This window comes from Paenibacillus sp. P3E, from assembly GCF_001909045.1.
In the GTDB taxonomy this organism is placed as follows: Bacteria; Bacillota; Bacilli; order Paenibacillales; family Paenibacillaceae; genus Paenibacillus_AQ; species Paenibacillus_AQ helianthi.
In genome coordinates this window covers 41618-64289 of the sequence record NZ_LVWH01000001.1, presented here as the reverse complement: position 1 = coordinate 64289, position 22672 = coordinate 41618, and the positions used below count along the sequence as shown (strand labels likewise).

Below are 22672 nucleotides of genomic sequence, written 5' to 3'. Positions count from 1 at the left end.
TCTACCCTACGATTTGCAGGAAGATTCAGGCGCTCCTGCTTAGGCGCTATAACAAGCCAGGGCGCGACTTCGTCACACACCTTTTATTGATCAATGATGACCTGATCTTAGTGTATCACTATTACATATAAATTTTAATATTTATCTAGTTTTTTATATAACATAGTGAATCCCTCCATAACTCCGCTAAAATATAAAAAACGCCTGGTTCAGGTCCCCCTGTTCCAGCCGTTTCTTGAATTATTACTTATTACCAGATGTTCATAAGACGGAACCGCATCCGCTTATTCTCTTATGGGGTCCAGCATGGCGGCCGCAATCGTCTGACCATCCTCCCGGCTGATCTCGACATGACCATAACGGAAGCTATACCCCCAGTTTCGATTCCCGCGTGTGAAGCTAAGCTGGTTCAATAGATCCGCAATCTTCACTTCCCGGCACGGAAAATAGCGGATATTCCGGCGGTAGGGCACAAAGGTTTCGGACATCGGATAGGGGTAGATGGTGTCATCTTCAATCTGACCAATGGCAGTGAACGCCTGGAGAACCTCCCCCTTCGCCATATCCGTCCGTGGAGAATAGTATATCAGCCAATCGCCACGGCTCATCCGCCGCAAAGGTGCTGACTTGCCATGGTTGAGCTGGGCGAATCCACCGAGCACCCCCCGCTTCACATGAGAAGCGGAGACAACCCCAATCCAGCATCGGCTTTGCTCGCTTATACGTTGCATTCTAGAAATGCCCTCAACCGGTCCATCTGCAGAAGATGATGACGATAGTGCATTTCAATAAGCAAAAACCATTCTTTGGAGTGGAGTGGACCGAACCGCGGATGGGGTACCGTATTCTGCAGAGATGCCTGTTCAAGCTTCGGCAAGGTTTCTTTCATTCGGCCGATCACAGTATTCAATCCCTGAATTAACTGTTCTTTGCTCTCCGGCTGCACCGGGGTATATTGTGGAGAAGGCGGGACATGGACACGAATAGGCGGGAAGCTTCCTTGATCAAAAATCTCTGTACCCTCTCTTGTTTTTTCCGCGATAGAGGCAACAGAATCCTCTCCTGGAGCCAGGCATTGTTCAATATTGCGAAGCTGCATATACAGAGCCGAGTTAATCAGATGCAGATACATTTGTCCAAGCGACCACTCGTCCTCACTTGGCTGACGCTTCAACTGCTCCATGCTGAAATCATCCAGTTGATGGAGATAGTAATTTGCCGTTTCTTCAAACCGCTGCAACGCTTCGGTGGTATTCATACTTTTCGAACAGCTCCTTTATCTTGATCTAATCTGATTATACAAAAACGCTACTGACAACGTTATGTCAGTAGCATTTTAATTCTTTTTCAGCTTCGTCACGAACCCGGTTCCGCAAAGACCCTCCCGCCGCCAGGCTTCTTACTTGATGACCTCATAATGGATGGATGCCATCTGACCCATACGCTCCAGCCCTGTCAGCTTCAGATTGCCAGGAACTGTTCCTGCAGGAAATAACGGAATCCCCTCGCCAAGCAGCTTCGGAATCAGGGTTAGCTGCACTTCATCAATCAGTTCATGCTCCAGGAACGCCTGCACCAGCTGGCCGCCCCCCACCAGCCAGACATCCCCATCGCTCATGGCCTGCAGCCGCGGGATCAAGCTGTCCAGTGCCTCGTCGGTAAAATGAACATACTTGTCTGGAGCTTGCTCTCTTCTGGTCAGAACGTAACAAGGCTTGCCGGCATAAGGAAATTCATCCGAAATCTTCAGCACCTCATCATAGGTAAGCCTTCCCATAACCACCACGCCAATGCCCTTGTAAAAATCACCGTAGCCGTTGTCACCCCCATCCCCTTGGACATCATAGAGCCAATCCACTGAACCGTCTGGCTTGGCAATATACCCGTCCAGACTCATGGCAACATACAGCACAACTTTACTCTGCTTCATTGTTCATCGCTCCTCTCATGCTTTCATGATAAACTGGAACTATGACAATATACGTCGTAATTAAACGAGGTGCAAAAAATGAATGACCGACGGCTAGCCATGATGCAAATCATCGACTCCCGCAGAAAATTCACTGCCCGTGAGTTGGCCGAACGCTTCGGGGTGTCCTTGCGTACGATTCAGCGCGATCTCGACTACCTGCAGCAGATCGGCTTCCCGTTATATGCCGAAGTAGGTGCCCATGGCGGTTACCGGGCGCTGCCTAACCGGATTCTGCCACCGCTGCGGCTTACACCTAACGAAGCTCTGGGTCTCTTCCTGATGATTCAGGTCATGGAGCAAATCCAGAGCTTCCCCTATGAGTCGTTCCGGACGCACCTGGCCGAGCAGTACTATGCCAGTCTGCCGCCTGACGTGAAGGACTCGATCGACCGGATGCGCAGCCACATCGCCGTCCTCCAGCAGCAGCCTGCACAGCCTGCGCCGTTTACAACAGCTATTCTCCAAGCGGCAATCGCCAAGAGGCAGATTGCGTTCACCTACCGCTCGCGGAGCGGAACGAAGGACGCACAAGCAACCCCTGTCGGCATCTACCTGGAGAACGGCTACTGGTATATGCCCGCCAAGAAAGACGACCGTGTGATTCTGTACCGCGTCGATCGCATTCTGCAGTTGGAGGTGCTGGAACAAGAGGACCTCTCCGCTCCAGATCTGCAGGAGTGGCTGGTAGCTGCCGATGAGCGGCCCCGATTGGAGGTTACGCTATGGTTTACCGCCTTTGGCGCCCGGCTCGCGGAATCCGATCCAATGTTTCACTCTCTGCAGCAGGCAGAGCTCCCTTCTGAGTATGCCTATCTTTGGAAGAGCAGCGTCCCCGTGGAAGAGTTCCCTTATACGGCGCGGGGGCTGCTGAAGTTCGGACCTGAAGTGAAGGTCGCAGAGCCGCCCCAGCTGCAGGAGACCGTTATCCAGCTGCTGGAGCTCAGCTTGAAGCCGTACCGGTGCTTACACTAGCTCATACAACGATGGATCTACCGCCTGAACAAAAGGCGTCCATTCCCCTGTCGTATACAGTAAAAGCCGGTGCATTGCCCGTGTGCATGCTGTATAAAAGAGCTTGCGCTCGCTCTCCCGGTCATAGGACTGCGGGGAAGCATCGTAGGTCAGCACTGCATCAAATTCAACACCTTTAGCGAGATAGGCAGGAATAACTAGCGTACCCTTTTCAAAAGTGGGTGTGTTCTTTGTGATCAGCCGCAGCTCTTTGGAACCCCCGGCTGTCAAAGTCTCGTAAGCCTCTCTGCTCTCGGCGGCAGTCTTCGTTATAACAGCGATGGATGTACAACCTTCAGCCTGAAGCACCGCCAGATCTGCCGCTATTCGTTCCGCCCGTTTCTCGCTGCACTCCATCTTCAGGAGGGACGGCTTCCTGCCGCTTCTGTCAAACGGCACAATTGCATCTCCGCCCGGCAAAAGCGACTTCGTAAACTCCACAATTGGACGGGTGGAGCGATAGCTGCGGATCAGAAGAAACTGACTGGTTGCCGCTTCACCATAGAGCTGAATCAAGGGAGAGTCCATCCCGTGCAAATTCGTTGCCTGCGTAAAGATGGCCTGACCGAAATCACCGAGTACCGTCATACGGGCACGGGGAAAGAGTCTTTTGAGGAACTCATACTGAAACATCGAATAATCCTGGCCTTCATCGATGAAGATATGCCGCACTTGCGTGTTGGTCCGGGCACCTTCCACAAGTTCTTTCAGATATAGATACGGTGTAGCATCTTCATAATAGAGTTCTTTTCGGCCCAGCTTTTCTTGGGTCTGCCTGCAGATTTCCGCCCAAAGCTCCGGTACCTCAGCTTCATTCGTCATCTCCCTGTATGCAGCCTCGTCTCTGAACAACTGGCTGTACAGTCCAACCATGTCTATGAACGAGAACTGTTTTACGCTCCGTCTGAGTGGTTTGAATTCCTCCTTCACAATCATTCGGCTGAGCAGCTCTTCCTCCCGCTCGGCAAAATCGAAATCACTCTCATCCGGGCGGCGTTGGTTGTGCAGGATTTCGTATATTCGGGCGTACTTTTCGGCAAAGTCAAAGACCCCCTGCTCTTTATGCAGCATACTGAACACCTCAGCGTACTGCTCACTATCGAGGTAGTTCAGCTCCTCCTGTACCCAAGGCGCTTCCTGCTCCTTCTTCTCCAGCCGGGTCAGCTCCTGCAGCAGCCATTTTTGTACCAGTGCGATGCGGTTCGTGAGGCGAATGGAGGAGTCATAGCTGTAAAACTTTTCTTTGATTTGCTCGCCCGGAATTAACACGCGATCCCGGAAACGGATATCGTCAAACCTCATTCCTTCCTTCACCAGCCACAACGAATAACCGCGGAGTGCCTGAAGGTAGGCTTCAGATGCCTTATACTGAATTCCATTCATACGAGCCTCATAACCCAGAGTCTGCTGCTCGGTCAGCACATATTCGATCTGATCAAACGGGTCCTCCAAACGAAACGTTGAGGCAAGCCAATTGTCCAGATATTCCTGGAAGGTGGTCTGCTGCATGTTTTCCTCTCCGAGTTCAGGAAGAACAGTGGATACGTAACTGTTGAACATGGGGTTAGGTGAAAAAAGAACGATCTGATCAGCGGTGAGTCTTTCACGGTGTTTATACAGCAGGTAAGCCACACGCTGCAGCGCCGCAGAAGTTTTCCCGCTGCCGGCTGCTCCCTGCACAATGAGCATTTGGCTGTTATCGTTGCGGATGATAGCATTCTGTTCTTTTTGAATCGTCCCCACGATGCTCTTCATTTGTGCATCTGCCCCCTGACCGAGCACCTGCTGCAGTAACTGGTCACCGATAGTAATACTCGAATCGAATACATTATGGAGATGGCCGTCACGAATCTGGTACTGCCGCTTCAGCTTCATGGTCCCGGTGATGCGCCCTCCCGGCGTTTCAAAGGCTGCTTCTCCTGGAGGATAGTCATAGTATAGACTCGCCATAGGGGTACGCCAGTCGTACACCAGAAAGCTCAGGCCATCTGCATCGACGAAGGAAGACACCCCGATATACACCTGCTCAGTGATTCCCTGGCCTTCTTCCTGAAAATCAACACGTCCAAAATATGGAGATGGCAGTAGCCGGTTCATATTTTTCCATTGCTGCAACAACCGTCCGTGGCTCCGTTCCCGTTCGGATAACACTGCAGTTTGCTGATTGATCGTGAAGAACGTCTCTTCAAAATCCTCATCCGTGCTCGTGTTGACCGTAACCTCATCCCAGAACCTTTTGCGGATATCCGCCGCCTGCTCCCTTAATTGACTTATCTTGGGCTCCAGTTCAACAATTCTTGCCTCCAGCTTTCCTACCACCAGATCCAGCCGCTGCTGCTCCTGCCGCCATTCATTTGAGTCCATCATTCCTGAATACACTCCTTCTCAAACTAAGTTAGAAAAGAAAAAAGGACGGTTGACAAAACGCAAATTCTTTTGCTATAATCAAAGTATAAAGATAATCAATAAGTCTGTCTTTATGTTATGAATATCGACAGTCCTTCAACTTTAACATATTGCTTCTTTGTATGCAATGATTATATAAGTCTTAGCCTGGCGCGTCTGCCAGGCTTTTTCTATTTCATAACCTCGCTTCTCCCTCTATTCGTAAGCACCCGAGGAAACCCTGAAGAAATTTAGAGTTTCCTTTTTATGCATAAATTTTGCTTGAAGGTGACGTTACGTCACCTGCTATACTTACTGGGAACAACATGTGGAGCAATCGATTGGATGGTGGGGAAAGGATGAACAAAGAGAACTATCTGACGACCGGGCAACTTGCCAAGCGAACCGGAATAACGGTCAGAACCTTGCGATATTACGATCAGATCGTAGACGTATACGGCGCAATAAGGGAGGGATTGTACGGTGAGAATCTTAGCCTATTGCGGCAGCTCTGAACGAGAAAATAAAATCATAGACTGCCACTGCATTTTTGCTAGCGATCCTGTTAGCGGAACGATAGTAGGAATAATACTTCAATTAAAGAAATGACTTCGGATACTTCAACTCACCCTTAATTGTTATTTTTATCTTTCCTTCTGTTAATTCAAAGACCATAAAAACGTCATCTGGTACGTCAAATTGCTTTATTTCAAATCCACAGTTTCTCGCCGGCTTAAATCCAAATTTCGGATAATAAGTCGGATGTCCTATTAAGAACACAAATTCATAACCTAATGCTTCGCATCTTTTTAAGCCTTCTTGAATTAGTTTACCACCAATCCCTGTTTTTTGATTGCTTGGCAATACTGCAATAGGGCCAAGAACTATGACCTCATGACAATGTTCTTGATCAACAATTTCAGCTTTGCTAAATAAAGCATGACCAACTATTTGGTCATTTTCTTCCGCAACAAGGGATAATTCAGGGATAAAACCATCAGATAATCTAATACTTTCAATTAATTTTGATTCATCATCCCTATTTCCAAAAGCCAAATAATTCAATTTAAATACTTCACCATAATCATTTAATTGTTCTGACCTAATTTTAATATATATCCCATCCTTTTCCTTTTTATATAAATAATATTACATAAATTTCTTCTTCGAGATTGGGAAAGTACTCTTATAGTCAAAATTTACTGCTCGGGAGCTTGATGAATCTTTTTCATCGAGAGCCATAGTGATTGTTGCGCAGTACGAAGATACTTGGCAGTAGACGCAAACTGCTCACTAGCGAATTCCAAAAGAGCTGGTTTTGAGGGCTCCAGTATAAAAACCACATGTGGACTTGACTTCATTTTGATTTACTTCTAAAACATATGATGTTACCGTCAGGGTCTCGAAAATGTACTGACCTTGCTCCCCAAGGATAGGTTGTAGGCACAGTTACAAATTCAACATCAAATTCCTTCAATCGTTCATATTCAATGTCAATATCATCAACATTAAAACTTAGTGTAATATTGCCTGATCCCCAATATCTTGAAAAATCAAATTTCATATCTGATTCTGCAGCTTGTTTCGAATATATCGCCAATCCAGGACCTTTCGTATGAATTACCGAATGGATATGATCTCCTACGGCTTTTTCATGTAAAACGACTTCATAGAACCTAGTTAAAGTTGTGACATCCTCTGTAATTAGACATACATCTGAAAACAGCATAACTCTTATCTCCTTTAGAAAAATTTTAGGATCAGACTCACAAATAACCACTTGATATTAAAGAATTCGCGAAACAGATGAATATTCCTTTTGCATGACTCAACTATACTATCTGTTAGATTAATGAGTGCGCACCAGTCCTATACTTTTTTTACAGAAATGGTTCCGAAAGATGTTGCGCAGTACGAAGATATCGAACAGTAGACGCATACGGTTCTTCAAAAAATAATGAGGAGCGTATAAAGATGAAAAGAAAATTTCGAGGTTGAAATGACGATCACAAAAACTTACGAGGCTAAGGTTGTTGTCGAAGGTGATTTTGCTGGAATAGGCGATCCGGATCTTGAAGCTGCGGCAAAGCAACAAGCTGATAATATGAGCCATGATTCGTGGGATTACAAAGACACTGAGTTCGATGTGCATTTCATTGAGCTGTTCAATATGGAAAAACAAAAAAAGAGATGACCTTTCTTTCAAGTCATCTCTTTTAGTCAAGAAATTGTATGTTTAATATACTTTAGCCGCAATGTACACTGTTGGACTATTGTAGAATCCAACATAATTTTTTAATGTCCATGTGAAATTACTTGGATCTGAAATAGCCGTATTCTGAGATGGATATTGACCATGCTTTTCTGACCATAAACCTGAGTTATTTTGAAGCATAAAATGATAATCAATAACATCACTATAAACATCTACTACTCCATTTCCATTAGCATCGATCCAACCGACTCTAAGTGCAATACGATGCTCAGTATCGGACACTGCAGCGGTTCTACTAGAAAGAATACGTCAAGGAGATTTGAAGTTCGCTGGATTGGTATTGCCGTCTTGGACAACTAGGCCAGCAGTATAAAACACGTTTGTAAAATAGCCAGAGTCAGTCCAATTCTCAACGCTATCACCAAATCCAGGGTTCATGGCATAAGGGAAATCAACAGCGTAGGCATAACAATTGATGTCTTTGCTGTTGATAGCGTAGTAAGGCCAAGCATGTCCATAAGCCGACGATACAGCTTCAGGCCCCAATTTGGGTGCTTTTTGTTCCGGCGCCAACAATTTATCTTGGATTGAATCTCCTTCTATTGTCGGTACAAAACTCGCAGCCTCTCTAAGCTCTCCAACAGTGCTTTCGTTTCCAAGAGAATCGATTACTACCGTATCATCGCCCTTCCATTCCCCAACCCTTGCTTTTTCTACACCAGATGTTTTAACCTCTTTGAAATCTTTTCTGTCAGCTTCAACTGGGTTTGCCATTACGGCAGAAGCAAAGCTAATGTTCAATAGAAATGTACAGACTAGAGCGAGCTTAAACGCTTTTTTCACAAGTACCAGCCCTCCTTATTGTATGATAATACAATAATAACATTATATACCATATATAGAAATCTGAAATGTTACGGTTTATTGAAAAACATGAAATTTAGCTGTGAGTATTATGGAATTTGGAAAAGTCGAGGCCCTGCGCGTTATCGCAGGGCCAGTCCCTTACTTATTCGATTGTGATGCTGTTGCGACATACCGTGCTCGTCCGAGCGTTGCGACGTCGATGATTGTAGCCGTCAAATACGACAAGGTATCAAGTGTGCCGTGTAGCAGCTTGCCTGCGGTTCCAAATGTAGCGTCGAGTACCGTGTCCATGCCAGAACGCTTTCCGCCATCCCGCAAAGGGCGGGAACTGGTCTCGCTGATTCGAGTGCCGTCAATCGTAGATCAAGAAATTGCAGACGAGCATCTAGCTCCTCTTGTTGTTGCTTACTGGCGTAACATCTCTTTGACTTGCGATAGCGTATCCACTCTTGTCGTCCCCTCTCAAAGAGAAACGCCATGCAAGCATACAGGCTCATATTGATGCCTCAACGCATCTTGAGCATAGAGACCGTCCTCATATGCTTCTACGTGGAACATGATTTGTTCAGAGGTTGGGTTGACAGAGATCGGTACGCATACGCTCCGTAAGACGTTTGGCTACCATTCTTTGCAAACGTTAGAATGCCTCCTTTACAGAGAATATGATTCATCAAGTCTGTAGCATCCAGCGTGATATCACCTTCCATGCTAGTGAGGACATTCCACTCATGCATAATTGACGCTACTTTGTAGTTGCTATAATAATCCCATGTTAATCTAGGAGCTTTAGGGTCATTCAGATGGTCTGGAACTGGTATATCTTAAAGAATGTCATATTCGAGTATGAAAAAGAAAATGGACAATGGGAGACACAATCCCGTGAAGTGTACGACCGCGGCAACGGCGCAACAATCCTGCTCTTTAATCGCCACAAACAAACTATTGTACTGACTAGACAGTTTCGAATGCCTACTTACGAAACGGTAATGAGACGGGAATGCTTATTGAAACCTGTGCGGGATTGCTGGATAAAGAAACACCCGAAGAAAGTATTCTGCGGGAAACAGAGGAGGAGACGGGGTACCGTATCGAGCATGTGCAGAAAGTTGGCGAAGCCTATATGTCACCGGGATCGGTTACCGAAATCCTGTACTTCTTTGTAGCCGAGTATAGTGAAGAAATGACAACAGGCCGGGGTGGGGGGCTTGATGAGGAACAGGAAAACATTGAAGTGCTGGAACTTCCGTTTGCTCAGGCCCTCGACATGGTCCAAAGCGGCGAAATTCGTGACGCCAAGACGATCATGCTGCTGCAATACGCTCAGATCCAAGGTCTCTTGAACGTAAAATCGAAACCGCTGCACATCCTCATCGCTGGCCCATATCGTTCTGGAACCAATGATGATCATGTGTTAATCGAGAAAAACGTCAAATATATGAATGAAATCGCTCTTCAAGTTTACGAGGCTGGGCACATGCCGGTGCTGGGGGAATGGTATGCATTGCCCCTTATCGCGACAGCCGGCGCTAATCTGGGGGATGAGACATTTAACCGGATTTTTCATCCGTCTTCCATCCGTCTGCTGGATTTCTGTGATGCCGTGCTTCGAGTCGGAGGAGCCTCCCAGGGTGCCGATGAAATGGTCAGGATTGCAAGAGAGAAAGGACTGTTGATTTACGACCGGCTGGACGGACTTCCGCTTGTCTAGAGGCAGGTACTTGCCAGCACCTGTAGAACTTTCACTCTAGAGATAACGACCATACCGGGCGTACAAAAAAGCATTGGGTCCTGTGAACGGACCCAATGCTTTTATAGATAACCATCTTCTGATTACTTAATAATTACGTATTCCAGGTTAACCAGTTTGGCATAAGTAACAATCTGGTCTGTGGTTAGATTCAAGGAAACCACGGTATGGTGGCCGCCGCCGTTCTCAATCCATGCCTTAACCCCGTCCTGGAAGTTCGGCTTCACATTCCATAGTACACGGGCTACTGGAAGATTGGGAGCAGGAACTGTTGGTTCAAATGCAGTAACCTCATTGATCAGCAGTTTGTAATGAGTGCCGAAGTCAGCCATGGACACAACCACGCCGTCTCCTGCCTTGCCGTCAAACACCAATCGGGCCGGATCTTCACGATCGCCAATACCGAGCGGAGACACGAGGACTTTGGGCTTATTGCTTGCCAGTGTCGGGTCAACCTCAAGCATATGGGATTGAAGGATGGATTCCTGACCTGCTGCCATTTCATAGGTGTAATCTTCCATGAAACCGGTGTTTTGGTTGTGGCTCATTACTTTCAGCAGACGATCAAGGGCAGCGGTCTTCCAGTCCCCTTCACCGGCAAATCCGTATCCTTGCGCCATCAGACGCTGAACGGCAAGGCCAGGAAGCTGTTTCATCCCATAGAGGTCTTCGAAGTTCGTCGTGAAGGCCGTGTAGCCGCCATGATCCAGGAAGCGCTTGAGGGCAATTTCATAGCTTGCCTGCACTTTTACACTGGCTTCCCAAGCTTCCTTGCTGTAAGTACCATAGTCAAATTCATAAGCTTTGGAATACTCCGCGAACAAAGCATCGATTTCTTCTTCCTTCACAGCATTCACGTACCCAACAAGGTCGCCAATTCCGAAGTAGTCCACGGTCCAGCCAAATTGAATTTGAGCTTCGACCTTATCGCCTTCGGTAACGCCAACGTTACGCATGTTGTCGCCAAAGCGGGCAACTTTGATATTGAAGCTTTCATTGTAAGCAACCGCTACGTCCATCCATTCTGCAATTTGCTTCTGAACTTCCGCGCGTCCCCAGTATCCTACTACTACTTTATTCTGTTTTTTCAGACGGGCGTTGATAAATCCATATTCACGGTCACCATGTGCTGCCTGGTTTAGGTTCATGAAGTCCATGTCAATGGTTGCCCAAGGAATACTTTCATTGTACTGTGTAGCCAGATGAAGCAGCGGCTTTTGCAGCATTTTAGTACCGCGGATCCACATTTTTGCAGGTGAGAAGGTATGCATCCAGGTAATGACACCGGCAACTTCGTCACGATAGTTGACTTCTTTCATGAGGGCAGTGATTTTGTTTGCAGTGACTGCCAGATCCTGCAATACAAGCGGGTAAGGCAGAACGCCGCTCTTATTCAAGGCATCGGTCATTACTTGTGCATTTGCTTTAACTTCTGCTAACGCTTCTTCCCCATACAGATGTTGTGAACCTACGACAAACCAGAATTCTTTTGCACCTACTGTTGACATCATTCATCCTCTTTTCATAAATTAGTAGTTGGTATTACTTCTGCCCGTAGTAGGCATCTTTCCCGTGCTTGCGTAAGTAGTGCTTATCTAGAATGCGCTGCGGCAATTCCTCAGCAAAACTATTCAATTGCCGTGCGAATAAATTCATTTTCGAAACCTCTTCGAGCACGACGCTGTTCATAACTGCGGATTTGGCATCTTTGCCCCAAGTGAACGGAGCATGACCCTTAAGCAGGACACCGGGCACTGCTAAAATATCAAGCCCGCGCTGCTCAAACGTCTCGATGATGACACGGCCGGTTTCCGCTTCATAACCACGGTCAATCTCCTCTTGGGTTAAGAAACGGGCGCAGGGAACCGAACCATAGAAGGTGTCTGCATGAGTAGTCCCCATAACAGGTACATCCAGACCCGCTTGAGCCCAAATGGTCGCCCAAGTCGAATGGGTATGCACAATACCGCCGATCTCTGCGTAATGCTTATACAGTACGGCATGAGTTGGTGTATCTGAAGAGGGTCTCATCGCTCCTTCAACCACATTGCCGTCAAAGTCAACAACTACCATATCACTGGCTTTCATCGTGTCATAACTGACACCACTAGGCTTAATAACGAATAAGCGGCTCTCCCGATCAACAGCGCTTACGTTCCCCCAGGTGTATTTTACAAGCCCATGTTTAGGCAAATCCAGATTCGCTTGAAATACTTCTTCTTTCAGTTGCTCTAACACGTCAACCCCTCCAGTTTTCCACTAGATTATCTACAGCAGCCTGCTCAATCGCCAGACCTTGAGTGTAGCGCTCCATAAATGCTTCGAATCCCTTCACGTCGGAGCCGTCAGGATAAATCTCCTGTCCTTCGGTATCTTTAAATACTTTCTGGTCGAGGAAGTCTTCCAGGCTTTCTTGCTGATCCTTGTTACTCATGTAAGAAGCCAGAATAGCCATTCCCCATGCTCCGCCCTCACCGGCTGTAGCCATCACGGATACCGGGACATTTAAGGCAGCTGCAACAATTTTTTGTCCGACGATAGGGGTCTTAAATAAACCGCCGTGTGCCAGAATGCTGTCAATTTCGACATTTTCCTTCTTTGTCAGAATATCCATTCCGATTTTCAATGCACCAAAAGCAGTGAACAGATGAGTGCGCATGAAATTGGCCAGATTGAAACGGCTCTCAGGGGAGCGTACAAACAATGGCCGGCCTTTTTCCATTCCGGTGATATTCTCGCCTGAGAAGTAACCATAGCTAAGCAATCCGCCGCCATCCGGGTCTGCTTCCAGCGCCTTATTGAACATCACACCGAATAAATGATTCGTGTCAGCCTTCTGCCCCATAGCCTCATAGAATTCACGGAACAAGCCCAGCCAGGCGTTGATATCACTTGAACAGTTGTTGGCATGAACCATTCCGACCGGATTGCCGCCCGGTGTTGTCACCAGATCAATTTCGGGATATACCGCCGTAAGCTCCTTCTCTAATACAAGCATAGCAAAAACCGAAGTTCCCACGGAGACGTTGCCCGTCCGTTTTCTCACACTATTCGTAGCAACCATGCCTGTTCCCGCATCACCTTCCGGAGGACAGAGCGAAATACCTGGCTGCATATTTTCGGATTTATCTAAGATTCTGGCTCCCGCTGCCGTTAATGCACCTGCCTGCTGACCTGAAATATGGACCTCCGGGAGAATATCCTTCAGCTTCCAGGAGTAGCCTTTGGCCGCAATGAGCTCATCAAACTGCTTAACCATGGATTCGTTGTAATCATGTGTAGTTTCATCGATCGGGAACATACCCGAAGCGTCTCCGACACCAATAGCCTTATTTCCAGTCAGCAGCCAGTGAATGTATCCAGAGAGCGTCGTAATAAAATCGATACGAGGAACATGTTCTTCTTCGTTCAATATCGCCTGATACAGGTGAGCAATACTCCAGCGCTCAGGAATGTTGAATTGAAATTTATCAGTTAACTCTTTTGCTGCAGCACCGGTTGTCGCATTCCGCCAAGTCCGGAACGGAACAAGCAGCTTACCCGCGCTGTCAAAAGCCATATACCCGTGCATCATTGCAGAGAAGCCTATAGAGCCCACTGTTCGAATGGTGATTCCATATTTCCGTTCAACCTCTTGCTTCATTCCACTATAAGCCTCTTGCAGACCCGCGATAATACTCTCTAAGTTGTACGTCCAATACCCGTCTACCAGGAGGTTCTCCCACTCATAACTTCCAGATGCGATTGTTTCAAAACGATGATCAATCAGCACTGCCTTGATACGTGTGGATCCAAATTCGATCCCAAGTGAGGTTTCTCCCTTGAGTATCGCTTGTTTGATGTCTTGATCCATGCACACGTTACTCCTCTCTGAACAACTGTTTTAACCGCCATATTAGAAAGAAGGCGCTTTCCCTTATTTACAGTTTCAGTATATTTTTTGTTCGTACATTTGTCAACAGACATTCATAGTTATACTTACAAATATCGCGAATACCAAGGGCTTTTCATCATATTTCAGCTGAAGTATTAGTACATGTAAGACGATAGTATCTAATCAGCTTATAATTATGCTAAAATATGTACATACAAATATTACGGGTGGATAAATTGGTATTAGAACAACCAAGAAAGAAGGAGTACAGTGAAACCAAAGTATCAGGTCATTCTTGAGGATATCAAAAGCAATATTCTTTCAGGAACATACGGCATTGGAAACCAGATTCCAACGGAATCTGCCTTGCAGGATATGTATAAAGTTAGTCGGCAGACCGTTCGAAAGGCTATTCTGGAACTATCCAATGAGGGTTTTTTAAGAAGTGAAAAAGGCTCGGGGACTTATGTCAGCAACCAATTCCGGTCAAAAACCGGTGGAAATTCAAATAATAAAACAATCGGAGTCATCACGACCTACATTTCTGATTACATCTTCCCTTCTATTATCCGCGGGATTGAATCCAGATTGAATGAAGATAATTATTCATTACTATTAGCCAGTACCAATAATGATGTCGAACAAGAAAAGAAAGCTCTGGAGATGATGCTGTCCTTTGGTGTGGATGGTCTTATTATTGAACCTACGAAGAGCAATTTATACAATCCCAATATCGCTTACTACCTGTCGTTCAAGGAACAGGATGTTCCATTCATCATGATTAATGCTTATTATGAAGAACTCGAGGTCCCGTTCTTTTGTCTCGATGACGTACAGTCCAGCTATCTGGCCACCAAAGAGCTGATCTCTAACGGACATACACAGATTGGAATCATTGCCAAAATGGATGATTTACAAGGAAAATATCGGATGAAGGGCTATATCAAAGCTCTCGGAGAAGCCAAATTACGCTTTCACCCCGAGCAGGTACTTTCATTCTATACAGAAACCAAGCAGGACCTGTCCACCAACTTGAAGACATTCCTAACCGAAAATAGAGGCGGATTAACAGCGATTGTCTGCTATAACGACGAGGTAGGCCTGGAAGTCGTACATGTGTGCAGACAACTTGATATATCTGTTCCTGAGGACTTATCTATTATTGGTCAGGATAATTCCTATATTGCCAAAAATGCGAACATCAAACTGGCGACATTGACACACCCGCAGGAACAAATGGGACGTGATGCCGCCGATTGGGTGATTAAGAAACTGCAAGGGAAGAAGGATTTAAGAAACAGCACCTATTATCAGCCTGTGTTAATTGAAGGGGAGACGGTAAGGAAGAGATAGGCGAAACCCTTGTGGATCAAGGATTTCGCCTATGGAGCAAATTAGATTATTAAGTTCCTATTTCTGGATACCGCGCTGCCATACTTCGCGAATCGATAATGTATCCGAGATCGTTACTGTCGGGTCCCCGTCAACCAAGACCAGGTCCGCCCTTGTCCCTGCAACGATATGCCCGCGATCATTCAGGCCGAAACGGCGGGCTGTTTTTGAGGTAGCTGACTGTAAGGCTTCTATGGGTGTGAATCCCGCTTCTACTAGTAACTGCATCTCGTGGTGTACGCTGACACCATGGGCAAGTCCGCCCAGCGATGGAACCGGTACGGAGACATCCGTACCCACCAGGATGTCTACACCTGCACGATGAAGATCCATTACATTCCGGTAGTTGTCATCCATGCTGCCTTGCGGGTACGTATTGAAGCTGGCATTCAGAGTATCGATCCATTCCGGACTGAGCTTGGAGCTCACACGCGGATCCTTCGCCAATTCCGATGCGGGGTGACCGATAATCGAGGAGTTCAAGACCAGGCACGGCGTAACGAACGCACCAGCCTCAGCAATCCATTTCACCAGATCTGGAGTAGTTTCAGGGCGGTCAATGAATAAATGAGCCAGTCCCTCAACCCCAACCTCTATAGCTTGCCGGGCGGATTCAGCAGTCAATACATGGGCAATCGCAATCTTGTGATGACGATGCGCTTCCTCTACAGCCGTTCTTAGAATATCCTGGCTTAAGACAGGCAGTCCGGGCGCAGCCAATACCGTGCCTTCCTCAATCATAATCTTGATATAGTCGGCTCCTGCACTAACTTGTTCGCCCACGAAGGCCAGCGCTTCGTCCCGGCTGGTTACCGTAGGCGCCTCCCCATGATCATGCGAGTGGGCAGCCAACATGGCGTTACGGTCTTCTTCGCTCATCTTCTCCAATTCCTTCAGTACAAAATCCGGAATTTCTCCATCCCCCGGCATGAGCTCATCGGGATGTCCCCCAGGAGGCGTGACCGCCATCCCGGCAGATCGTACGTCTGCAATGTCATCGAGCCCTTTCAATTGTGTCTCGCGGCCGCTTTTGGTGAACCCGCCCATCATCTCCAATTCAGTTGTAACTCCGAATTTCAATGCGTCGCGCAAGCCCTCTACGGAAGTGTGAACGTGCGCATCAATCAGACCCGGCAGCAAAGTCCCTCCTTCTGCATCAATAATGACGGCATGCTCCGGTATATCCCCGCCAACCGATAGAATCTGTCCGCCTTCGATCAGGACCGTCGTGGCTCGGATCACTTTCTCGCCGTCAAATATACGCGCGTTGGTGATTGCAGTAATCATCGTGTTACCCTCCTATTATGAAATGTGATTTATTCATGTTAGAAACATAACACTTAGAATACTAACTGTCAATTTTATAATTAATTGATATCTAAGTTTAAGTGTTCATCTGACAATCCCTATTCGTAAAAATAAAAAAAGACCCTCTCTCTCGAAGAAAGGGATCTCTTACGGCGGTCTGTCTCCATACAATTATCCTCAGGCTTGCTCCCAATTCCTCCGATACAAGCGGGGAGGACGGTGTCCCCCATTTTCTGTGTAGTGATCGGTTTCGGACACGAGATTAGCCACCTTACGCCGGAAGGCAGCCTTTAGCAGTTCCTTGTCCAGAATCACCTCATACACCTGCTGCAATTCCGTCAGGGTAAACAGCTTCGGCATCAGGTGCAGGGCAATATCGGTTTCATTGGTTTGATATCGCAGTCGTTCGATTGCGCTAGCAATGATTTTTCCATGATCAAAAGCCAATCCGTCATTCGACATGATAGCGTAAACGACTGACTTAGAGGTCGGCTTTGCCGTTACAGTCCGGTTGATAACCGCCGTCAGTTCTTCTCCTTCGGCACTAAGCTTAAGCTCGTAGGTCAAGGTTTTGACGTATCCTTCGTCCAGCAATTCCTTTTGCTCCCGCAGCTGCCGGTAGCTCACCTTGAACCAGGCAGCATCTTCGGCATCGTCACCCGCCTTTAGCTGAAACCGGCTGCTGTCGATTAAAGCCATATAGCTGCAGCTCATCACCCAAGTGCGGGGATCACGCCCGACATCGGTAAAGGTATGGAGCTGTTCCAAGTATACATCATCAACGCCGGTTTCCTCGCTCAGTTCCCGCGCGGCAGCCTGATCAGCGTTCTCGTCCGGCCGGATGAATCCGCCGGGCAGTGCCCATTTTCCTAAGAAGGGATGCCCTCCCCGGCGAATGAGCAGGATACGCAGCTCTTTTTCCGGAAGCTTGCGGTAGTTGTCCGCCTCCGTATTCGTCACAGTAAAAATGACCATATCCGCCGCCATTGAAGGCCGCTCGTAATCCCCTGCCCGATATTGCTCCAAAAATTCACGCTCTGTAAGTCCGTCACGATCCACCAATTCCAACGTCTCCGCCTCCCTGATTCTTTTCTTTTAGTTTTGCAGTTCTCCGAAATAATTGCAATAAGGCTCAAACTTCGCTAACACCGCGTCTACCTTACGCATACGTTCCTCCAGCGTTCCTCTTAACGTAATAAAGGGAATCCGCCGCTCCTTCAAATCCGCTAGGATTTGCTTATGAAAAACATGGCGCTTCTGATCGCCGCTGCGATCCCACGTATCGTCGTAAGGAATATCGTCGTCGCACAGGAAAAACAAATCATACCGCTGCGCGTTCTCCAGAGCGATCCGGGTCAGAAGCTCCGGAGCCCGTCCGTGGTAATCCAAGGCATACATATAAGTGGTAATCGCATTCGTATCGACAAAGAGATACCGGTCTGCTTCCAGCAACGCCTGCTCTTCCCGCTTCATATGGCCCACGGCGATTTCATCAAAGGCACTGAGGCCGATCCGGCGGTCCACCTGATGCTCAGTCCAATAATCCCGTCCGTACTCACTGGCAAAGGTTGTCCCGTACCGCCGGGCTAATGCTGCGGTGATGGTTGACTTACCGGTTGACATTGCTCCCACAAAAACCACTTTCGTGATTAAATCCCGGTACACGATATCACTTACATAATCCCGGTATTTATGAGGATCGGAACGGATCATTGTAGCCGATACCGGTACATGCTGGCGAGCTTCATCCACCCGCCGGTCCGCTGCACCTAATGCGATGCTCATATGCCCCCCATAGAACTCGCTCGAATAAAAGTGGGTCACTTGCTCGCCCTGAAGCAGCCCCAGAATATACAGCTCTTCCCGGATCTCATGCTCCCTGTCGTCCGAGTACCCATCCGGGCCATCCCAGGCTTCGATTACCCGAACCAGCGGATAGAGCTTACGGATCCAGCCCGCCCGGATATGCAGCGGAATCGGGGTAACCTTCGTCTCATAAATGACCACGATCAATTCGTCTACCTCCTGCAGCGCCATCTCGATCATGTACTGGTGTCCTTTATGCAGCGGAGCGAACTTCCCGAGCGTTAATCCAAGAGTCTTCATGCGAGCGCCTCCTTAGCCCCTTTGTTCCAGTTATAATAGCCGTAGGCCGCGTTAATCAGGTAGGCGCTCCACATGACAATCATCAACAGGCCCTCACCGCTGCCTTCCAGCGTCCGGATCACCCATAGCAGCACCGTGAACATATTCAGCACAATATAGACCAGCCATTGTTCCTTGAATCTTCTCACCATCAAAATCGTGGCCACTATGGATAACACTGTCGTTATGGCATCAATGTAAGGCGAGTTCTGCCCCGAAATGAACGATAGACTGAACCCCAGCAGCAGGGAACCTACAATACAGACCGCCAAAGCGAGGAACATACCTTTAAGCTCCATCTGGCGCATAGACAGCTTACCACTCTGAAAATTCTTCTTCCACATGTAGAAGCCGGCGACATTCATCGGAACAAAGAACATCAAATTCAGCGTCACCTCGCCAAATAATCCGTTGACATAAGCCAAATAGGCGTAGCCAAAGGTATTATACATGCCAAAAACATAACTCATCAGCTTCCCCTTCGCCGTAAGCACTACACATAGCACTCCGGTGATAAAGACTGTGAATCCGAAAAAAGAATCCTTGGAAAGAAACGTAAAACTGACAGCAATTAAAGTAAACAACACCAGCCAGACCACTTCGAACAACTTCCAACCGCCCACAGCCCTTTTCATGTTCTATCCCTCCATTTCCCCGTTTATGCTTGCTGAAAGTCACTTAGCCCAATAACTTAGTAATACATTGATATTTACTATTTGTTACTATCAACATAACAGAGAATCCGGCAATATTCAAGTAAAATCCCTCTTTAACGCAGACAAAACGGCCTCAGTCCCATGAAATCAGAACCAAGGCCGCTTAAAACAGCCGGGTGAACATGTTAAGCCTCAGAGCCTCAGACAACATTCATCCCTAGTTATACTTGGTCTGCACTGGCTGTGACGGCAAGTATTCGTACAATGGATGCGCGTGCTGAACCATGGATGAATCCACCTTTCCTTTTTTTTCGTTGTTTTGGCTGCCACTACCGCAGCCTTGACTCTATCGTATACCGGATTCACTGACAATCATTGTCAGCGAAGTTCAATCCGGACCGTCTTCATAATGTTTTGCGACTCCATATGCCATTTCCCGGATCTGGCGCTTCAGCTCCAGCGGTTCCCGAATGCGAATGGCTGTGCCGAACGTCATCAGGTACATCGGAAGGTACTTGTTCATCGTCGGGACGTCGAGTAGAAACCGTGCCTCCCGATCGGTCCGTTCCGTTAAATAGTGACGCAGATGCCAGTGGCCGCAAACCGCGTTCAGCGTGCCAGGCTCTCCCTCAATGCGGATAACGGTCAGCGGTCCATCCGCCTCCCGTCTCCGCTCGGATTGATCACGGAAATAGACGGACGCAGAGAAACGCTCTGGCTTTTCGAACCGCGCTTCAGTCAGCTCCAGCCGTGCAATGCGGTCCACGCGGAATGTCCGCACTGCCTGCGACCGCCGACAGAACGCGACAGCGTACCATTCGTTTCGGTCGTACACCAACCCGTACGGATCGATGTCACGTTCGCTCGCCAGCTCCGCATTCACTTTACGATAGGCGATGTGGAGCGTTCGCCCGTCCTTGGCCGCCTGCTCCAGTTCCTTGAGCAACAGAACGGCGGAAGGCGGACGCACCGGAGAGATTACATCCAAGCCGCTCATCTGAAGGGACAGATCGTGGCGCTGCTCCTCGTGTAGTCCGTTCTCCACCTTCTTCAATGCGCTTTCCAGCTCCTCTGTATAGGGATAGCCCGCGCCTTGCGCAAATTTAAATGCATCCATGAGTGCCTTCAGCTCTACGGAGTTGAAGAACAATGGCGTCTCCTTGAAATTCCCCAAAATGCGAATACCGCCTTCATGACCTGACTCCGCAACAACCGGCACACCGCTGGCGCATAATGCGTCTATATACCGGTACACGGTGCGGACGCTGATCTCCAAATTGTCCGCAATCTGCGCAGCGGTAAGCTTCCTTCCAGATCGCAGCATCCACAGCATGGACAGCATGTTATCCCACTTCGCCACCGGGAGCCCCCCTTTCCTCGAGTACTTGAAACTGATTTGAGTATGGTGTAATTCTACTACGATTCCATTCTTGGAGTTATGTCACATCCAACCTTACACCCAATGTTGTATACTAATTTTTTTGCATCCGCTGTGGGATCTAATATGGGCCTCTGAAAGTTGAAAATGTCTCATAATGGGTATTCTTACTAAGGGATGATACTTTGAACACACAATTTTGTTACCACCAAGGGAGGAAGTATCAGCATGGCCGATTTTAACAAACAAAGAATCGTGGAGAGTGTTCCGCAACGGGGGTTTTTCGGACATCCCAAAGGGTTGTTTACTCTGTTCTTCACAGAGTTTTGGGAGCGCTTTTCCTATTATGGAATGAAAGCTATCCTTGTTTATTATATGTATTACGAACTGAGTCAAGGCGGACTCGGCATGGAGGAGAGCACCGCTCTCGCCATTATGTCTATTTATGGTTCACTTGTCTATATGTCCGGGATTATTGGCGGCTGGTTAGCGGATCGGGTATTCGGAGCGTCGAAGGCTGTATTCTACGGCGGTATCTTAATCATGCTAGGGCATATCACCTTGGCTATCCCGGGAAGTATTTCATTGTTTTTTGTTTCCATGGTTTTAATCGTACTGGGTACAGGCCTACTGAAGCCTAACGTATCCAGTATTGTAGGTCAACTGTACAGCGAGGATGATGGGCGCCGGGATGCAGGCTTCAGTATTTTCTACATGGGCATCAATCTGGGGGCATTCATCGCTCCGCTAATTGTAGGAACCATCGGCATGGATTACAATTTCCACCTGGGCTTCAGTATTGCAGCCGTCGGGATGTTTCTGGGATTAATCATGTTTGCCTCTACCAAGAAAAAAAACCTCGGTCTTGCAGGCACTTTAGTGGCAAGTCCGTTATCAAGCGCGGAACGTAAAAAAGTGTCTCTTTTATTCGGTACAAGTGCAGTACTTCTCGCTGTTATCGTTGCGGTTACGATTCCATTAGGCCTGTTAACGTTTAAATCCTTTATCGTGATCGTAGGGATTCTGGGGATTCTGATTCCAACCCTATACTTCATTGTCATGTTCCGTAGTCCAAGAACAACCAGCGTGGAACGCTCAAGACTCGTTGCTTATATTCCGCTGTTTATTGCAGCGATTATGTTCTGGGCTATTCAAGAGCAAGGATCAACCATTCTTGCCAGTTATGCAGATAAACGTACAGAACTCCATTTTGCCGGACTTCATATTTCGCCAGCCTGGTTTCAGTCTTTAAATCCTTTGTTTGTTATCACGTTAGCCCCTCTGTTCGCCTGGTTATGGGTGAAGCTTGGGAAACGGCAGCCCACGATACCGAAGAAATTCGCCTTGGGTCTATTGTTTGCCGGATTGTCCTTCCTGGTGATCCTCTTGCCGGCTTACTTTGGCGGTGAGAACTCCCTGGTGAATCCTTTATGGCTCGTGCTTAGCTATTTCATCGTTGTGGTGGGGGAATTATGCTTGTCTCCTGTCGGCCTATCAGCTACGACCAAACTAGCGCCCTCCGCCTTCTCCGCTCAGACCATGAGCTTATGGTTCTTATCCAATGCGGCTGCCCAAGCGATTAATGCGCAGATTGTCAGATTTTATTCGCCTGAGACTGAGATGGTATACTTTGGTGTCATTGGAGGAGCGGCAATCCTCCTCAGTATTCTGCTCTACTCGTTCTCCTCGAAAATTCAGGGGTATATGAAAGGGATACAATAA

23 protein-coding genes are annotated in these 22672 nt (G+C 47.6%); 6 read left to right on the top strand and 17 right to left on the bottom strand.

Annotation, left to right across the window (positions count from 1 at the left end):
* Positions 1-284 precede the first annotated feature (284 nt).
* The 3 genes from A3842_RS00315 to A3842_RS00305 all read right to left on the bottom strand — a co-directional run bounded on the left by A3842_RS00315 (position 285) and on the right by A3842_RS00305 (position 1930).
* Positions 285-731 (bottom strand): EVE domain-containing protein, encoded by a 447-nt coding sequence (locus A3842_RS00315; RefSeq protein WP_074100037.1) that lies wholly within the window; start codon positions 729-731, stop codon positions 285-287.
* A complete protein-coding gene (locus tag A3842_RS00310) occupies positions 719-1258 on the bottom strand; it encodes a DinB family protein (RefSeq protein ID WP_074100036.1) in 540 nt (179 codons plus the stop codon). The genes A3842_RS00315 and A3842_RS00310 overlap by 13 nt, the downstream gene beginning before the upstream one ends.
* Before the next feature lie 141 nt (positions 1259-1399).
* A complete protein-coding gene (locus tag A3842_RS00305; RefSeq protein ID WP_074100035.1) occupies positions 1400-1930 on the bottom strand; it encodes a dihydrofolate reductase family protein in 531 nt (176 codons plus the stop codon).
* Positions 1931-2008: 78 nt separating this feature from the next.
* Between A3842_RS00305 and A3842_RS00300 the strand changes: the two genes are divergently transcribed.
* On the top strand, positions 2009-2944 hold the full coding sequence (locus tag A3842_RS00300; RefSeq protein WP_074100034.1) for a helix-turn-helix transcriptional regulator: 936 nt from the start codon (positions 2009-2011) through the stop codon (positions 2942-2944).
* On the opposite strand, the gene helD is transcribed toward A3842_RS00300, so the two are convergent.
* Positions 2936-5347: an RNA polymerase recycling motor HelD gene (gene helD, locus A3842_RS00295; RefSeq protein ID WP_074100161.1), complete on the bottom strand. Its 2412-nt coding sequence runs from the start codon at positions 5345-5347 to the stop codon at positions 2936-2938. The two genes, A3842_RS00300 and helD, sit on opposite strands and share 9 nt — an antisense overlap.
* Positions 5348-5727: 380 nt before the next feature.
* Between helD and A3842_RS31270 the strand changes: the two genes are divergently transcribed.
* Positions 5728-5883, top strand: a complete 156-nt coding sequence (locus A3842_RS31270) for a MerR family DNA-binding transcriptional regulator (RefSeq protein ID WP_143186107.1) — start codon at positions 5728-5730, stop codon at positions 5881-5883.
* A gap of 82 nt (positions 5884-5965) precedes the next feature.
* Here A3842_RS31270 and A3842_RS00285 read toward each other — a convergent pair whose 3' ends face one another.
* Both A3842_RS00285 and A3842_RS00280 read right to left on the bottom strand, forming a co-directional pair.
* On the bottom strand, positions 5966-6475 hold the full coding sequence (locus A3842_RS00285; protein WP_256701405.1) for a GNAT family N-acetyltransferase: 510 nt from the start codon (positions 6473-6475) through the stop codon (positions 5966-5968).
* A 250-nt stretch (positions 6476-6725) separates the two neighbouring features.
* Positions 6726-7097 carry a VOC family protein gene (locus tag A3842_RS00280; RefSeq protein WP_074087924.1) on the bottom strand — a complete coding sequence of 124 codons (372 nt, stop codon included), beginning with the start codon at positions 7095-7097 and terminating at the stop codon, positions 6726-6728.
* Between the two features lie 270 nt (positions 7098-7367).
* Here A3842_RS00280 and A3842_RS00275 point away from each other — a divergent pair, with 270 nt between their 5' ends.
* Positions 7368-7562 (top strand): hypothetical protein, encoded by a 195-nt coding sequence (locus tag A3842_RS00275; RefSeq protein WP_074100032.1) that lies wholly within the window; start codon positions 7368-7370, stop codon positions 7560-7562.
* A 42-nt stretch (positions 7563-7604) separates the two neighbouring features.
* On the opposite strand, the gene A3842_RS31740 is transcribed toward A3842_RS00275, so the two are convergent.
* The 3 genes from A3842_RS31740 to A3842_RS33670 form a co-directional block, all read right to left on the bottom strand.
* A complete protein-coding gene (locus A3842_RS31740) occupies positions 7605-7865 on the bottom strand; it encodes a hypothetical protein (protein ID WP_143186106.1) in 261 nt (86 codons plus the stop codon).
* Positions 7866-7892: 27 nt separating this feature from the next.
* Entirely contained in the window at positions 7893-8426 is a 534-nt protein-coding gene (locus A3842_RS00270) for a hypothetical protein (protein WP_074100031.1), read from the bottom strand.
* A gap of 569 nt (positions 8427-8995) precedes the next feature.
* Positions 8996-9157 (bottom strand): hypothetical protein, encoded by a 162-nt coding sequence (locus A3842_RS33670; RefSeq protein WP_371915972.1) that lies wholly within the window; start codon positions 9155-9157, stop codon positions 8996-8998.
* 290 nt (positions 9158-9447) lie between these two features.
* Here A3842_RS33670 and A3842_RS00265 point away from each other — a divergent pair, with 290 nt between their 5' ends.
* On the top strand, positions 9448-10158 hold the full coding sequence (locus A3842_RS00265; protein ID WP_256701376.1) for an NUDIX domain-containing protein: 711 nt from the start codon (positions 9448-9450) through the stop codon (positions 10156-10158).
* A gap of 122 nt (positions 10159-10280) precedes the next feature.
* On the opposite strand, the gene araA is transcribed toward A3842_RS00265, so the two are convergent.
* Genes araA through A3842_RS00250 form a run of 3 tightly spaced genes read right to left on the bottom strand, consistent with a single transcriptional unit; the run spans position 10281 to position 14050 of the window.
* On the bottom strand, positions 10281-11705 hold the full coding sequence (gene araA / locus A3842_RS00260) for an L-arabinose isomerase (RefSeq protein ID WP_074100030.1): 1425 nt from the start codon (positions 11703-11705) through the stop codon (positions 10281-10283).
* 34 nt (positions 11706-11739) lie between these two features.
* Positions 11740-12435 (bottom strand): L-ribulose-5-phosphate 4-epimerase, encoded by a 696-nt coding sequence (locus A3842_RS00255; RefSeq protein ID WP_074100029.1) that lies wholly within the window; start codon positions 12433-12435, stop codon positions 11740-11742.
* A gap of 1 nt (position 12436) precedes the next feature.
* Positions 12437-14050 (bottom strand): xylulokinase, encoded by a 1614-nt coding sequence (locus tag A3842_RS00250; RefSeq protein WP_074100028.1) that lies wholly within the window; start codon positions 14048-14050, stop codon positions 12437-12439.
* Between the two features lie 291 nt (positions 14051-14341).
* Between A3842_RS00250 and A3842_RS00245 the strand changes: the two genes are divergently transcribed.
* The gene (locus A3842_RS00245) at positions 14342-15424 is read left to right on the top strand and encodes a GntR family transcriptional regulator (RefSeq protein ID WP_074100027.1); all 1083 of its coding nucleotides are present in this window, start codon (positions 14342-14344) and stop codon (positions 15422-15424) included.
* Positions 15425-15481: 57 nt separating this feature from the next.
* Here the strand turns inward: A3842_RS00245 and A3842_RS00240 are convergent, their stop codons facing one another.
* The 5 genes from A3842_RS00240 to A3842_RS00220 all read right to left on the bottom strand — a co-directional run bounded on the left by A3842_RS00240 (position 15482) and on the right by A3842_RS00220 (position 20932).
* A complete protein-coding gene (locus A3842_RS00240) occupies positions 15482-16750 on the bottom strand; it encodes an amidohydrolase family protein (protein WP_074100026.1) in 1269 nt (422 codons plus the stop codon).
* 198 nt (positions 16751-16948) lie between these two features.
* A complete protein-coding gene (locus tag A3842_RS00235) occupies positions 16949-17839 on the bottom strand; it encodes an NUDIX hydrolase (protein ID WP_074100025.1) in 891 nt (296 codons plus the stop codon).
* 27 nt (positions 17840-17866) lie between these two features.
* A complete protein-coding gene (locus A3842_RS00230) occupies positions 17867-18877 on the bottom strand; it encodes an AAA family ATPase (protein ID WP_074100024.1) in 1011 nt (336 codons plus the stop codon).
* Entirely contained in the window at positions 18874-19551 is a 678-nt protein-coding gene (gene pnuC, locus A3842_RS00225) for a nicotinamide riboside transporter PnuC (protein ID WP_074100023.1), read from the bottom strand. The genes A3842_RS00230 and pnuC overlap by 4 nt, the downstream gene beginning before the upstream one ends.
* Positions 19552-19960: 409 nt before the next feature.
* Positions 19961-20932 carry a helix-turn-helix transcriptional regulator gene (locus A3842_RS00220; protein ID WP_074088259.1) on the bottom strand — a complete coding sequence of 324 codons (972 nt, stop codon included), beginning with the start codon at positions 20930-20932 and terminating at the stop codon, positions 19961-19963.
* 246 nt (positions 20933-21178) lie between these two features.
* Here A3842_RS00220 and A3842_RS00215 point away from each other — a divergent pair, with 246 nt between their 5' ends.
* Positions 21179-22672 carry a peptide MFS transporter gene (locus A3842_RS00215; RefSeq protein WP_074100022.1) on the top strand — a complete coding sequence of 498 codons (1494 nt, stop codon included), beginning with the start codon at positions 21179-21181 and terminating at the stop codon, positions 22670-22672.